This window comes from Cobetia sp. AM6 (assembly GCF_009617955.1).
Taxonomy (GTDB): Bacteria; Pseudomonadota; Gammaproteobacteria; order Pseudomonadales; family Halomonadaceae; genus Cobetia; species Cobetia amphilecti.
The window spans coordinates 1,521,543-1,536,091 of sequence record NZ_AP021868.1; the positions used below are offsets into that span (position 1 = coordinate 1,521,543).

The window sequence follows — 14,549 nt, forward strand, 5'->3', positions numbered from 1 at the left end:
ATCACCCCGGCCAAGCGCTGATGGGGCAGGGGAGGCACGTCAGCCGTGCTGGCCAAGAGCCTGTCCGATCACGTTTCAGGGAGAGAACCAGACTCGTAAAGGAAGCCATCATGTCATCTGCCCATGACACCGTCATCGAAAGACCCGATAGCCTGCATGCCAAGGAGTGGCTACGCGCGTACCAGCGGGTACGCGCCGCCACCGAGGCGATCTGTGCGCCGCTGCATAAGGAAGACTACATGGTGCAGAGCATGGCAGATGTCAGCCCGCCCAAGTGGCACATCGCCCATGTCACCTGGTTCTTCGAAGCCTTCATCCTGAAGCCGTTTCAGCCGGACTATCAGACGCTCGACCCCGCCTACGATCACCTCTTCAACTCCTACTACGAGACCCATGGCGTACCGTTCCCGCGCGCCGAGCGTGGCACGATCTCGCGCCCGACCGTCGACGATGTCTATCGCTATCGCGCGCACGTCGATCAGGCCATGCAAGCGCTGCTTGAGAATCCGCCACGGGAACATCTGCCCGAGATTCTTCGCCGCTTGGAGCTGGGGCTGCCGCATGAGCAGCAGCATCAGGAGCTGCTGTTGATGGACATCAAGCACATTCTGGCGCAGAACCCACTGTGTCCGGCCTATCGGGATGATCTGACTCCGGGATTGGCACCAGCCCCTGCGCAGGAGGTGCCGTCGCTTGGATGGCTGGCCTATCCAGCCGGGGTTCGCGAGATCGGCCATGATGCAGCCGAAGGTGGCTTCGCCTACGACAACGAGATGGGCCGACACCGTCAGTTCGTCGAAGCGTTCGAGATGGCCGACCGTCCGGTGACCAACGGCGAGTTTCTCGCCTTTATGCAGGACGGCGGATACGCCACCCCCGAGCACTGGCTGGCGGATGGCTGGGCGACGGTCAAGGCGGAAGGCTGGCGGGCGCCGCTTTATTGGGTCGAGCGCGACGGCGCTTGGCATCACTTCACCCTGAGTGGCCTGGTGCCGGTGGATCTGAATGCGCCGGTCTGCCATGTCAGCTTCTTCGAGGCCGACGCCTACGCCCAGTGGGCGAGCGCGCGTCTGCCCACCGAGGCCGAGTGGGAGACAGTCGCTCAGGATGTCCCACTTACGGGTAACTTCGTCGATCAGGATCATCTGCAGCCAATCGCAGCCGCGAGAGCCGAAGGCACGCCGGGTCAGATGTTCGGCGGTGTCTGGGAGTGGACGGGCAGCGCCTATCGCCCCTATCCAGGCTTTCGCAAGTTGCCAGGCAGCCTGGGCGAGTACAACGGCAAGTTCATGTCCGGTCAGATGGTGCTTCGCGGAGGCTGCTGTGCCACGCCCGCCGATCACATCCGCGCGACCTATCGCAACTTCTTCCCGCCCGAGGCGCGCTGGGCGTTCTCCGGCTTCCGTCTCGCCAGGGACGGTGGGGTCTGAGGGTCTGACTCTTTCAGAACGCGCCTCAAGGCACTTTCATATGCCGCTTTCATCTGCCGCTTTCACCCGCCAACCCGTAAAGGAGTCTTCATGGCCGACCACCTCGAACCGCGTATCACGCTGCACCCGCTATCCTCGCGGGTGCGAATCCTGGTCGGTGAGACGGTGATCGCTGACACTGGCAACGCGCTGGAATTGCGCGAGAAGGGCTATCCACCGAGGCTCTATCTGCCGCGCGCTGATGTGGCGATGGCGAAGCTCTCGGTCTCTCACACCGTCACCCATTGTCCCTTCAAGGGCGACAGCACCTATTACTCCTTGCCCGATTTTCCGGATATCGCCTGGAGTTACGACCAGCCCATCGAGGAGATGCTGGCGATCGCCGGGCGATTGGCGTTCGATACCGACAAGGTCACATTGGAAATGGAGTGATTCAGGCGAATGACTCGCGGCCAACCTGCTTCTCTTGTCGGCGCATAAGGTCCCGCCGTGCTCTTCTTCAGAGATAAACCGATAGAGAGCAGTAGCTTGGCGTTCGCCAGATAGTTAGAATCCTGCAGTTTGCTGCACCGCGCTCAGCCATCGGGTGCGGTGTAGCCTTGCCTTTCCCTTATCAAGACTCAGTACTCCGGTTGGACGAATCACCTCGCTTGATTCCTTTCCGTACAGGCTGCACCAGGAGTCATGACAGTGGTTGTCCCTTCGAACATCGCGCCGGTGATGAGTGTACTGCTATGCCTCGTGCTGGCGTCCTTCGTCAGCCGTTACCTCAAGTCTCCCCGCATGAAAGGCCGCATCGGCGAGTGGCGAGTGCGCTGGATGGCGCGCCGACTCGGCAAGCAGGGTTATCGGGCCTTGCACAATGTAACCCTCAAGACCGCGAACGGCACCACCCAGATCGATCATGTGCTGCTGTCGCGTTTCGGCTGCTTCGTGCTGGAAACCAAGAACATGAAGGGCTGGATCTTCGGCAGTGAGCACGAGGCGAACTGGACCCAGCAGTTTCCTCGCCAATCGTTCAGCTTCCAGAACCCGCTACGTCAGAACTACCGTCACCTCAAGGCGCTGGAGACGACGCTTGGCGTGCCATTCGAACACCTGCATTCGGTGATCATCTTCATCGGCAGGGCCAGGCTCAAGGGTGAGATGCCGTCCAACGTGACGCGCGGCACTGACTTCGTTCCCTTCGTACAGTCGTTTAAGACCCCCGTCTTCAGCGAGGCGCAGGTCGAGGCCATGCACGAGGCGCTGCTGACAGGGCGTCTGGCACCGACTCGGGCGACGCAGCGTGCCCATGTACAGCATCTCAAGCAGCGCAATGATTCACAGGCGAGACGTGAATGCCCGAAATGCGGCAGCCGGATGGTGCTGCGCACTGTCAAATCCGGTGTGCGTGAGGGCCAGCAATTCTGGGGATGCTCGGCCTATCCGGAGTGTCGTGCGACACAGGCGGTGTGATGACTGCCTTCACGGCCCCGAACGAGGCAACATCCAAACTTGAATTTCGCTGACAGGCACTACCATCGCTCGGCACGGCGGCACTGCTTTTGAATGTGTTGACGTTGCTGCTGCAACCTCGTCCAGCCTTTGCCTTCGAGACCGGCTTGCTGTAGCTGCTCCTTGAGTATGACTGAGTCGGATAGATCAGCGAGCGTGGTAACCATCTGTTGAATTTGGCGCTTCACAAACGGATAACTGAATCGGCACTCATCCGAAAAGGCCTGCCAATCGCGCGGTAGCAGCTGCATCGAATTGAACTCCCCGCCGAGGGAGAAGGCCATGTCTGAATCGTAACCGAGCACTATGGTGCCAACGAGGTCATAGGCTGGGGCGATCTGCCAACGACCTCGGGAGTCCTGTAACAAGGACACGTTCTTGGCATGGCCGTCACTGTTGCCAACCAGCACATTGAATATTTGCCAGCGAAGCAGCTGCTGAATGGATGCCGCTGAGGGTCGGCAGGCTTCGCGGACTGTTTGCACGATTTCTCCGAAACGTGGCCCACCGTAAGCCTGGTATTTCTGATTCCGTGACACGCCCATGGCCTGACACAGATCCTCCTGATGCAAACGCTCGACGTGTCCGCTTTCAATACCCAAGCGGTCGTAGCGTTCGACCATCAAGTAAGGATGTCGGCCGGCATAGACCATCGTGGTCCTCGGGCAGGCTATCCCCCCCAAGCGTGCCAGATTGTTCAGATACAGCTCATTCAGAATGACTTGCTCACGCCCTTCGACGGCGAATTTCAAAATATGGGTAGAGGGTTCGATTCCGATAGGTAAGTAGAGTGTATCGTTCCACAGTCGCACAGGGATCTTGTCCTGCGCGCCGGCCAGCGAGAGACGAGGGCGTTTGGCCAGAGCTCCTTCGTTCATCAGGGCATACCGCTCGCGAGCACCTGCCCATTGCGCAAGTCGATCGAGCGGCAACTCGCGGTAGTTGTCATCGAGGGATGACGGTAGGGTTCTTGACGGCGGCATGTGATCGCTCGGAAGGATCGTCAGCGCACCAGCACAATCGCCGCCGATGGTCGCCAGTAGCGAGAAGTCGTCGTCTGGTATACCCAGGCGCTTGATCAGCGCCGCCCGGGCTTGCTCTTCAGGCAGCAAATTTGCGAACCAGTGATGCGCCAGAAGGTCTTGGGGCTGCCAAGCCTTTTGGCTTAGAGGCAAGCTGTACGAAATGGCATGCCCGTTCTGTCGCCAGGTATCGTTGTATTCGAAGCCCATCAGTCGGCCATCCGTGCCGCGCCACAACGTCCCTACATGCTGCGTGTCGCGCCATACGTTCAACGAATCCGGCAATATCATGATTCGGATCCCTCCGGTGGAACAGCGGACAGCTCGATGCCTAGCGTATCAAGTACGATCAATATGCGACCCAACCCGCAGCTGTCACGGCCGTTTTCCAACTCACTCAGAAAGCGAATGCTCAACCCGCAAAGACCTGCGAGGGTTTCAAGATTTAGCCCTTGCTGCTTGCGAGCGCGGCGAATCAACTTGCCAAGCGTTGCGGCATCATGAATGGGAACTGCTTGCGATAGGGGCATGCTAAGACCTTTCACGATAAGAAAGCGGGTTGTTGTAAACAATTTAGTATACTTAAAAATTTCCCTATAGGGATAATTGGGTGGATATACTGGAGTAGTCCTGAATTTTTCCCTATAGGGAAAATAGTTGGTGTGCGGGTTGCAAGTGCTGCAATTTTTCCCTTTCAGGACAATTTGGGGCGATCAGTCTGTCAAAGTGTCAAGGAGATCATCGCACCACGCATGAACTGCTAATGCTCCATCCGTGTGTACAGGCTCGGACAGCCTACTGTACCTCCTGACTCATCCTGGTTGCCGAGCGTGAGATGGCGCAGGTGGACTCTGAGTGCAACACCGCAAGTGATGGAGGGTGATACATCGGGGTTGGGCTATCTCTAGCCCGTCGACCACCTGCGCTTCGGCTTCGATAGGCGACAGCCAGTATGCGAGTATGCGATCTTCGCCTTCAGCGTCGCTTCATCAGCTCCAGAAGTACCTCACCATGTATCTCACCCAGCACATGCGTGTAGTGATGTGTCAGTGTTTGAGAGTTGCGGTGCCCGATCAACTTGGCGAGTAACTCGAGACGGTGACCTCGTGCCTTGGCATCTCTTTCCAGTACGTCGTAGACCGCTCGGCGGCAGTTCGCCAGTGCTGCAGGAGTGAAGGACCAATGTCCTCGGCAGGTGGAGGAAAGGCGATCCAGAAGCTGAGGGTAGTCGTCGCTGTAGAGGCGCAGTACGAGCCACGAGATTGCATTGTGCCTCAAGAGATGAAAGTCGAAGTGGATGTCCTCCAGCTCCAATCCGGGTGTGAGAGCACCGCGGAGAGACTGCCGGGCCCATGCCATGAGCGGGGTCAGCAAGCTCTCTCTTGAATAGCCCAGCGGAGAGCTTTCTGGCCCCAGCAAGGCAATGTTCTTCAAACGCTGCTGGCCAGCAAAGGACTCTCGGCGCCTATCAATCCATTCTTTCACCAGCGTCATCAATTCTGGGGATATCAAAAGGTGAAGAGGAACGCTGCGACGAGCATTTGCGGTCTTCCCAGCATGGATTTCTACGTAACAGTAGGTGGGGCCGTCATCTCCCGGCTGATTGATGATGACGTCATGCAGTGTCAATGCCATGACTTCTCCAGCTCTCAGGCCCCCGTAGTAGCCAAGGAGGAAGGCGATCAGCCAGCTGCGCCGCAATCCACTCCGTCTTCGGGAGAGCGCCCGGGTCAGATGTTCCGCCTCGTGCGGCATGATCAGATGTGTACGCAATGTACTGATGAAGCGACCTCCCTCACCCTGCACGGGGGGAATACCCGTTAATCGATCGTTACCTTGGCAGAAGCTGATGAACTGATTGAACGTCTGGAAGAAGTTGTGGGACGTCGAAGTGTCCCAGCCTTTCTGAGTCGGTAGCTGTTCGCTGATCGCCTCCATCAGTTCTCCATCCCAGAGCGTCAACCATGGGATATCGGGCAACATCATCATGGAGGTGGGCGTCAGACGACTCAGGTAAGTTCTGAGCGTGCTGGCTTTGTTGCCTTGAGTGCTCGATTGATAAGACAGCCATAGCAGTATCCAGAGTGGATAGCTGTCTTCGCCCAGCATGTGTATCAGCTTCTTCGCGTAGCGAGACGTAATGGCGTCATGCCGCTGGATCGCAGATTCCCCTCTGGGGGTTATCAGACCTTCATGCTCCAGTTCGGTGATATACGCATACAGTTGGTTGCCTGCTTTCACATACCAGTCTGTTGATAGTTGATCCTGCCTGTATCGAGGGGAGGTTGATGGTGACGATTCGTTACTCCTGACGCCTCCTCCCATAAGGAGTTCAGGGGTGTGAAGATCGGTCTCGATGTCTTCCGGTTCAGAGGCATCCATGGCGCCGGAAGCGCTTGACGTACCGGAGGTAGGGAGGGATGCCGCCGATAAAAAGAGGCTTTCGTCATGCTGCCAAGGAGAACGCCAGCTACACACCGGCAGGGGATAGCGCCGAAGCAGCTGTGACCAGAGGGGCGCAGGGCCCAACAATGTCGTGCACCGAAAGGCATGACGAAGCAATGATCGGACACTCTTCAGCGAAGCGGAGGAACCAGTCCTGCGTGGTGCCTGGCTATCTAGCAGCTGTGACAGACCGGTGACCAAGAGCTGATCCAGATGGGCAGCTCGCGCTTCCAATGGACTGTTTAGATCCAGCGTAGCATCCGAGGAGAACCACCATACATCTGCTCGCTGAGAGGAGGGGGCTGATGATGGGGCAGGGGACTGACGGCAAGCCCTGAGTAGCCTCCTGAGATGATTCGGGATTTTTAGCCGGTAATGGGCTGGATGTGTTCGAGATAACCCTGGCAGGCAGCCGATGAACCAATGGTGGGGACCGCGCTTGGTGTTCAGGCGTGGCAGATGCTCTGAGCTCAAGTTCAGCAAAGTATGGCGAATCACTTCTTCCTCCATCCCCAGCAGGGTACCCATGCTCAAGGCCAGGAAGAGAAGAGACTGCTCTGGCGTGCATTGGTTAGCGGGAATGCTCTGCAGGGCGCGTACCGAATCCAGCACCCGTTGCTGAACCTTGATATCTCGTGATGAGGTAGCCGCGGATGAGGGTCTGACCGGACGCTTGATACTGGTCGGAATCGTAGCCTCGAAGTCAGGCTCTCGGTTGAGATGAGTCAGTACAAGCGCGACTTCCTTGGTGACCTTTCGGGAGCTGAAGTCGAGTTCAGCTTCCTTGGTAAGCTGGATGGCGTTGCGAATCAAGGCTTGTACAGCTCGCTGGTTCAAGCGTGTGGCATTGTGTCGAGCGCGAGACGGCTTGGTGGAAGGCGCACTTTGCGCTCTAGCCTGTGCTCTGGTTACCTTTTTCTTATGCCGTCGCCAGGCGTAGCGTGCGACATTCTTGCGGAAATGTCTGAGCTCTTCAGATGAGGAGAAAAGGGGATGAGCTGGATCATCCCAGCGACGGAATATCCTACCCAGTGTTTTCGAAAGCTCGATCGGAGACAGCTTCGGAGTTGTAAGCTCTTGGTGCGTGGCCTGGGCAGGTACATCGGTTTTCTTCCGAAGATCAATGGTGGTAACAGCGCTCATCCTCTATCTCCTTGAATGGCTGGTCCGGCGTGCTCAATGGGCCATGGGAGGTCGTCTCTGTGAAGCAGATCCGGTGTCAAGCCGCATAGTCTGGCGATATCGGTTAGTGCGCTTCGTGTCGCCGATTGAATCAGGCTCCGATCACTGGCCGGGGATTGGAGTGAGTGCCCCTGGGTGGTGTGCCCAGCGAGTGCGCTAAATTCAGCGTGAGAAAGTCGCGATTGGAGCGCGGTGAGCATGCTGTGGCGCGTGATATTGGAAGGCTGGTGGCCCCACTGGCTCAATTCAGTTGCCAAAGGCGAAGGCATGAATGTTGGAAGATCCTTGAGCCACTGTCGCCAGTCAGCATGCTGCATGCGTTGCTGCGTCAACATCATTGTCGAGGCATTGAACTTCCATTGAACGGGGTAGGCGACTTGTTCATGCCTAAGAAAGTCTGCTTTGCCACCGTGGCGTTTCCACCATCGTTGCCATTCCTCCCGCCACTCATGCTGAAGCCGGAGCAATGTGCCAAGGGCAGGGACAAGTGGAATTTGGCGGCTTTCCTGTGCCCGAGCCGAATCCTTGTCGCGTAGCCAGAGCGTATTTTCCAGCTGCTCACATTGGGTTTTGGATCCAATTGGGCGAGCCAAGGTGCAGAGCTGCCATGCAAGTAAGGTCAGCGCTCCCAGTATCTGACCTTGCCGGGCAATGGCTTCGCCGACTGCTCGTAAGTCGCGACTACGATTCCCTTGTGAGGTAATCAATGAGGTAACCAGCATGGCGTGGTTCTTGGTAAGTTGCGTCAGCAAATGAAGCGGACGTTTGAAATAGCTCGGCTCCTGGGCTTTTGTGGATCCCACGGTGTGATCTTCGCGAGGTGTACGACAGTCTTCTTCTAATAAGGGAAATAGGCCAAGCGCAGCTTGAGCCGAGAGAAAAGCCTTCTGAATCTTGTGCAGAGGTATCGTTCGATACGTTGCCGGGGCAGAGAGCGAAAGCGGGAGCTCGCCTCGCAACCAGGTCGCGATCACTTCATCTTCACAGGCAGGTATCACCCAATGATGATGACTGGCGGACACGCGTCTCAACGTCAGAGTACTTCCGGGACGGTTATCCCCCCAGCGCTTGAGTTTTTTCTCGATCAGTGATTTCAGTGCTTTGAAGGGCTGGGCGCCGGGGAGCCATGCCTTTTCGGCCATGAGTGACTGATTGAGAGCGTTGGGCAAGGGCAACGTGATGATGGTTTCGTTAGGTGCCTTGTTGACAGAGTAATGGAGTAGCCCCTCCTCCGGTGACCAGCTGGGAACTTGATCCAGTGTCTGGCAGATGATCCACTCACGATTGCTATCGCTATTGAGGGGCAGCTTGGGGGATCGGGAGATTACCGTCGTCTGCAGCAAGCGCTCAGGTGCTATTCCACTGCAAAGTAGAATGCTAAGAAATGCCAAGGCTTGTCGGTTTGCAATAGCACTCTCAGATTCTATGAGAAATTCCTCATCTTTCGGTGGTTGGAAGATACGTAAAGCTGCTAGAACCTCTTCTTGTGGGCGTAGGCTGATGTCTGCAGATGTCTTGAGACTGCGGGCCTGTTGCAAGAGCTGTACGCTCTCAAGGTGAAGCGCCTGATCGCCTTGTGAAAGCAGCGTGTTATGGAATAGCTCTTTCACTGGGTCGAGGGGTGAGATACTGCTTTGGTTCAGATCATTAGATGATGATTCATTCTGATGTTCATTGTCATCCGTGAGCTCTTCATCATCCTCTATTAAGGCATGGTCAAGTGCTTGGATTGACCTGTCAAGGGAGCGATAGTCGGTATATTCAGCATGAATTTTGTAAGATTTGTCACTGGCCCAAAGTGGCGAATCACGAAGAATGGTATCGACATGTTGACGTCTTTTTTGATTTTCATTGCGAGCTCTATGCTGTTTTCTTATTGGGCTACGAGTGAGCTGGCTCGACTGATAAATTTCGTCAAGCAAAGCGCGTGTCGCTTTCTTATTGCGCAGATGGTTGGGATGCTCCGATGGACGATCAGTTGCTTTATCATAGGCATGAAGAAACTGTTCGAGCAGCTCCAAATCAGCATCGGAAAAATGCTCCGGAGGAGGAACTAACTGCTCTCCCAGGGTAGGGGAAATGGGTCTGGGGAAACTGTTTTGAATATCATCCAGGTCGCCCCAGTTAAGTAGCCGCTTAAGCGCCTTTCTAAGCTCAAGTATCTGGGTGTAATATTTGATGGCAGAGCCACGTCTTACAGTACGACGTGGCTGACAAAAAATCAGTCTAAGCAGCTTTCGGATACTGCTTACGCGAGGATCAGTGAGCGATATAAATCGGTAGTTCACCGTGTAATGAAGGCAGTGAGACATTCTATGATTTCGATGTGACTCATCTTCCATAAAAAATTGGCTTTCTAGAAACTCTTCTACTTGGGGCACAAGGTCTGGCTCCGAGTAATCGGCGGCAAAGAGGCGAGCACTGAGGCGATATTCTGAGGCAATCAAGGGTGGGAGGCTCCTCTTGAGCCACTCCGGTACAAGGGGCCAGCGGGACCCGATCGCATTGAGGTCGTAATTAGCCAATATTTGGTCAGGTAGTTGGTGTTCACTCACGTGAAAGCCTCCTGTTTATCAGTCAATCAAAGCTCATAAAGCCAATCAATTTGCGAATCTGAGTCGTTTTCCCTCTTATTGTTCGAGTACTTGTTTTTTTCTTTTATATTGCTTTGCTTGTTGGTATCTGATTCCTGCTTCCTATTATCTTTTCTTTTGCTATGGGTGTTCTTCTTACTTGTTTTAGCGACAGTGGCGCCGTTTGCTATATTTCTATCTTTAGATGCATTACTTTGACTTTTATTAGCGCTATCCGTTATTGTGTTCATAAACTTTCTAATCGAGTCAGTGGAATAGCGATGTTTGAACATTGATGAGATTTGCTTGTGTGTTATTGGCAAGTTTTGTTGAGTGACTACATTGCTCCATGCGTATTGTAATCTTTCATCACTAATGAAGTTTCTGAGTATATTGTTCCATAACTTCTTCTCGTTAATATTGATATCGCCAGTGGTATGTAGGTGTCGGGTTCCGTCTGATTGACTATAGCTTGCGTAAACAGCTCAGGTCGTTCGACCTGCCACTCCTTCATTGCTGCTATAGGCGCTTTGTGGTGTAGTGCCTTCTGAGGAATGTGGTGGTTATAGAGCCAGCAATAACGCTCGAGTGTCTGTTCTAAATCCTCACTTGAGTCATAACGCCGAGTCGCCAGAACATCGCTGATACGCCCATTGAAGCGCTCCACCATCCCGTTCGTTTGGGGTCTGCCTGGCCTGATCAATCGATGCTCAATACCATGGTTCTGACATTCCTGATCGAAAAGATGATTTCCACTGGGCTTACGTTCGCCACCCACGGTGAAGCGATCGGTAAAGGATTTACCATTGTCCGTGAGCACGGTTCGAATCGTGAAGGGAGCCTCCTCTTCCACACGCTTCATGAACGCCTGGGCGTCCTTTGCAGATTGACTTGATCTGACCTCCAGATACACCCACCGAGTGGCACGATCAATCGCGACGTAGAGATAACGCTTCTGATCTTCGTCAGGCATTTGGGGCAGGTGCTTGATATCAATGTGCACATACCCGGGCTCATAATCCTTGAAAGGCCGATGCTTGGGCTTCTCGTCCTCCTTCGCATCTTGACGCGCCAGCTTGGCGAGAGTCGGTACATCACGTCGTTTGAGCATGCGCTGAAGCGCGGAACGCGACAGATTGGGGTTCAGGAATTCCCGAGCAACGACAAGTAGATCATCGAGCCCCAAGCGAAGCAGTTCACGAGCGGCAATGACGATCTCTTCCTGTTCTGAGGTCAGAGTCGCGAGTAGGTTATGACGTGTGTGGGAGCGATCCAGGACATCATCACGATAGCGCCAGCGCTGTATAGTTGAGACGCTGACCCCGAACTGACGAGCGAGATCTTTGTTCGTCATGCTCGAAGGAGCTGCTTGGATGTCGGCACGGATTTTCGGTGTCGTCGTCGCTTGCTTATGCAGCTTGATGTCCATGAAGCTTTTCCTGAATCAATTGCTTGATGAGCTCACGAGAGGCTAACAAAGGATAGCTTCGTTGTGAAATCCGATCATCCGGCACCCTACATGTAGGTTGTGGATATTGATCCATTCCCAGCCAAGCTCGAGCAGAGGCTGTAGCACCTGGTAATAGAATCTCACCACCTGGACTTCATCTTCGTTGAGTCTGCCGATATCGATCTCGATGCAAAATACACTTTGTGAGACGGGCACTTTCTGTGTGGATACGATGGCTTTGATGACATGAAAATTCACGAACTCCTCGGAAGTGTGAGTCGACTGAACGTTGCTGCGGAAGCGGACAGGCGCTATGGGCAGGCTCTCTGTCGCGACCGTTGGTCGAAAAGCATGCTCCTCGTTCATAAGCTCGGCGGTGTCCACCTCGAGTATTCGCTGATAGATGACAAGCGTCTTGTCAGCGCTGATTTTCACTAGTGACGGTGTATAGGTAGCATCTGGCATATTGATGACTCCAACGATAGGCAAAGGGGGGCCGAGACGTATGAGAGAATCATTCGTCGAGTTCATGTCCAGCAAACGCGAGTAACGGCGGTCTCAAGTTCCAAGCGCAACGCTATTGAAGGGTGCTCGGACCGCCGACGGATTTCTTGAGCACCTCGGCGTAGACTTCCAGTGGGGTTCGCCAGTCCAGTGTCTGGCGAGGCCGTGTGTTCAGTGAGTCGGCGATCTCGTCGAGCTCTTCTTGGCTGTAGACGGAGAGATCCGTGCCCTTTGGCAAATACTGCCGCAACAGCCCGTTGGTGTTCTCGTTCGAACCTCGCTGCCAAGGGCTATGCGGGTCAGCGAAGTAGATCGCCGTGCCGGTCTTCTGGGTGATCTCGGCATGTTTCACCATCTCTCTGCCTTGATCGTAGGTCATGGACAAGCGCAGCGATCGCGGCACCTCGTTTAGCTTGTCGCTGAAGCCAACGGCCGCAGCGGTGGCGGTGGTGCCATCCACTTTCGCCAGAATCACCAATCGCGTGGTGCGTTCCACCAGCGTACCGACGGCAGAGCGATTGTTGGCACCGATGATGAGATCGCCTTCCCAGTGGCCAGGCATCAAACGATCTTCGACCTCAGGCGGTCGCGCGTGGATGCTAACCAGACCGGGAATCTGGTTGCGCCGATCCGTGCCACGACTTCGTGGCCGGCGTTTGCCGTTGCCTTGTCGCAGGCAGGCGATGAGTTCCTTTTTGAGACTGCCGCGGGGCATCACATAGAGCGCGTTGTAGATGGCCTCATGCGAGACCTGTCGACGTGAATCGTTGGGAGACATGCGCTTCAGTGTGCGGGCTATCTGTTGCGGTGACCAGTACTTGCGCAGCAGATGGACCACGACTTCAAACAACTCCCTGTCGGGGTGCAGCTTGGGACGCCGACGGGGCCGATGGCGTGTCAGGCGAGCCCGGTAGCCTGCGAGGCTGGCATCGTAGCCATTAATGGAGTGGCGAGCGATTTCTCGCGACACGGTACTCGGTGCACGGCCCAGATGATGGGCGATAGCTCGGATCGAGTGAGTCGCTCTCATCATCATGATGGCGGCTCGGTCTTCAGCAGAAAGATGGCGATAGCAGTGGTTCATGGCAACACCGTACCTGATGGGTCACGTGTTGCACTTGGTCATTGAGACCGCCAACTTTGAGTAGTGATGATCAGTCGAGTAATACACCCGACCTGTAGAACGATATCTCTGAGAGTACTACCTCCTGATATGTCTAATCTGAATCAATGTGTACTAATAGCATAACTCAAGTAGCAAGAATCTACTGCATCAGTTAACCGTCAAAATCGACCGTTTCGCGAGCATTAGGGCTTTTTAGCGTCAATATTGGTAGTGATTTTTTATTATGACTTTGCGTTTGATTGCTTTTCTCAATTCATCGATTATTGAACGGTAATGTACTGTTCGTGTTTATCAAAAGTCATTGGCACTGTTTTCGAAGGGGTCTGCGACCCGAATATACTCCGTCAAGGTGCTGAGATGCCTGTGACCTGTTACGCGTTGTATCTGCTCCAGGCTCTTCCCCCGCAGATGAGCTTCAGTGATCAGGCCAGCACGCATGCTATGTGTGCTGAATCCCCGTGAAGCCAGGTTTGACCGCTCAAGCCCTCTGATCAACGCATTCTGAAATGCAGTTCGAGAGAGTTTCGAGCCTCCTGGCCTGCCGCCCAGCGAGACGCTGCGAAATACCGCACCTCTCTGGATATGGGCGGCTTCTAGCCAGCGATACAGGAGATTGACTGGGCAGTAGGGGAGCGAGGTATCCGCATGGTGAATGGCTTTGACTTCATGTCGTCCTTCTTGATTGGTCTTGCTGCGGGCGAGCCTGACCAACACGCCTCGTGTATCCCATGTGAGGTGCTCGACACGAAGGTTGAGGACTTCGCTGTAACGAAATGCTCCATAGAACGTCAGGCAGAACATGGCGGCGTCGCGCAGATCTCGCAACTCGCTCAAATTCAGGCTATTCAGCAGCTGATGCAGATCGTCTCTCATCAAGGCTGGTGCACGTTTCACCGGCACTTCATTGAGGCGTGCACAGCCGCGCATGACCCCCTTGATCATTTGCTCATTGCCCAAGGTGGGGCAATTCATGACAAGGTGCCAACGCCGTAACGAGCACAGCTGCCGCTTGAGCGTATTCGGTTTATAGCCGTCCTCGAAACACCGGGTGAGATAGTTGGCTATCTCCGTGTCGGTGCTGGGGAGGGTGCCGCCACGTCTGAGAAACATCCGTATGTCGCTTTGGAAGGCTCGGATGGTACTCGGTGCAAGGCTTGCCATTATCAGCTTTCGTGCCGAGACCGTCAGGCAAAGTCCCGGCAGAGAGTCCTGGTTTCCCTGATAGGGGATCACTTGCATTGCCTGATGTCTTCGTCTTTGAGGCGGGTGAATGCCTGTCGGTGGTCTGGACACCATGAGGGATCTCCATCGATGTCGAAA

At 54.9% G+C, this 14,549-nt stretch carries 10 protein-coding genes and 1 pseudogene; 3 read left to right on the plus strand and 8 right to left on the minus strand.

All coding sequences use genetic code 11. The annotated features are described in order from the left end of the window. The first annotated feature begins 110 nt into the window (after nucleotides 1-110). The 3 genes from egtB (at nucleotide 111) to CLAM6_RS17910 (ending at nucleotide 2,888) form a co-directional block, all read left to right on the plus strand. A complete protein-coding gene (egtB, locus tag CLAM6_RS06490; RefSeq protein WP_153635472.1) occupies nucleotides 111-1,430 on the plus strand; it encodes an ergothioneine biosynthesis protein EgtB in 1,320 nt (439 codons plus the stop codon). Between the two features lie 90 nt (nucleotides 1,431-1,520). Further along, nucleotides 1,521-1,862: a DUF427 domain-containing protein gene (locus CLAM6_RS06495; RefSeq protein WP_153635473.1), complete on the plus strand. Its 342-nt coding sequence runs from the start codon at nucleotides 1,521-1,523 to the stop codon at nucleotides 1,860-1,862. 258 nt (nucleotides 1,863-2,120) lie between these two features. Then, the gene (locus CLAM6_RS17910; RefSeq protein ID WP_242007759.1) at nucleotides 2,121-2,888 is read left to right on the plus strand and encodes a nuclease-related domain-containing protein; all 768 of its coding nucleotides are present in this window, start codon (nucleotides 2,121-2,123) and stop codon (nucleotides 2,886-2,888) included. A gap of 59 nt (nucleotides 2,889-2,947) precedes the next feature. On the opposite strand, the gene CLAM6_RS06505 is transcribed toward CLAM6_RS17910, so the two are convergent. From CLAM6_RS06505 to CLAM6_RS06540, 8 genes and pseudogenes are all read right to left on the minus strand, one after another. After that, complete coding sequence (locus CLAM6_RS06505; protein WP_153635474.1) at nucleotides 2,948-4,240, minus strand: type II toxin-antitoxin system HipA family toxin; 1,293 nt, start codon at nucleotides 4,238-4,240, stop codon at nucleotides 2,948-2,950. After that, nucleotides 4,237-4,479, minus strand: coding sequence for a helix-turn-helix domain-containing protein (locus CLAM6_RS06510; RefSeq protein WP_084589588.1), 243 nt, complete (start codon nucleotides 4,477-4,479; stop codon nucleotides 4,237-4,239). The genes CLAM6_RS06505 and CLAM6_RS06510 overlap by 4 nt, the downstream gene beginning before the upstream one ends. 445 nt (nucleotides 4,480-4,924) lie before the next feature. Continuing rightward, nucleotides 4,925-7,537: a site-specific integrase gene (locus CLAM6_RS06515; RefSeq protein ID WP_153635475.1), complete on the minus strand. Its 2,613-nt coding sequence runs from the start codon at nucleotides 7,535-7,537 to the stop codon at nucleotides 4,925-4,927. Continuing rightward, complete coding sequence (locus CLAM6_RS06520) at nucleotides 7,534-10,023, minus strand: hypothetical protein (RefSeq protein WP_153635476.1); 2,490 nt, start codon at nucleotides 10,021-10,023, stop codon at nucleotides 7,534-7,536. Before CLAM6_RS06520 ends, CLAM6_RS06515 begins: the two co-directional genes overlap by 4 nt. Nucleotides 10,024-10,594: 571 nt before the next feature. Next, nucleotides 10,595-11,578 (minus strand): annotated as a pseudogene (locus CLAM6_RS06525) (IS481 family transposase); the annotation flags it as partial. Between the two features lie 42 nt (nucleotides 11,579-11,620). Then, nucleotides 11,621-12,064, minus strand: a complete 444-nt coding sequence (locus tag CLAM6_RS06530; RefSeq protein WP_153635477.1) for a hypothetical protein — start codon at nucleotides 12,062-12,064, stop codon at nucleotides 11,621-11,623. A gap of 112 nt (nucleotides 12,065-12,176) precedes the next feature. Beyond that, nucleotides 12,177-13,187 (minus strand): IS30 family transposase, encoded by a 1,011-nt coding sequence (locus CLAM6_RS06535; protein ID WP_153635464.1) that lies wholly within the window; start codon nucleotides 13,185-13,187, stop codon nucleotides 12,177-12,179. A gap of 333 nt (nucleotides 13,188-13,520) precedes the next feature. After that, a complete protein-coding gene (locus tag CLAM6_RS06540) occupies nucleotides 13,521-14,468 on the minus strand; it encodes a site-specific integrase (protein ID WP_043335828.1) in 948 nt (315 codons plus the stop codon). Between the last annotated feature and the right edge of the window lie 81 nt (nucleotides 14,469-14,549).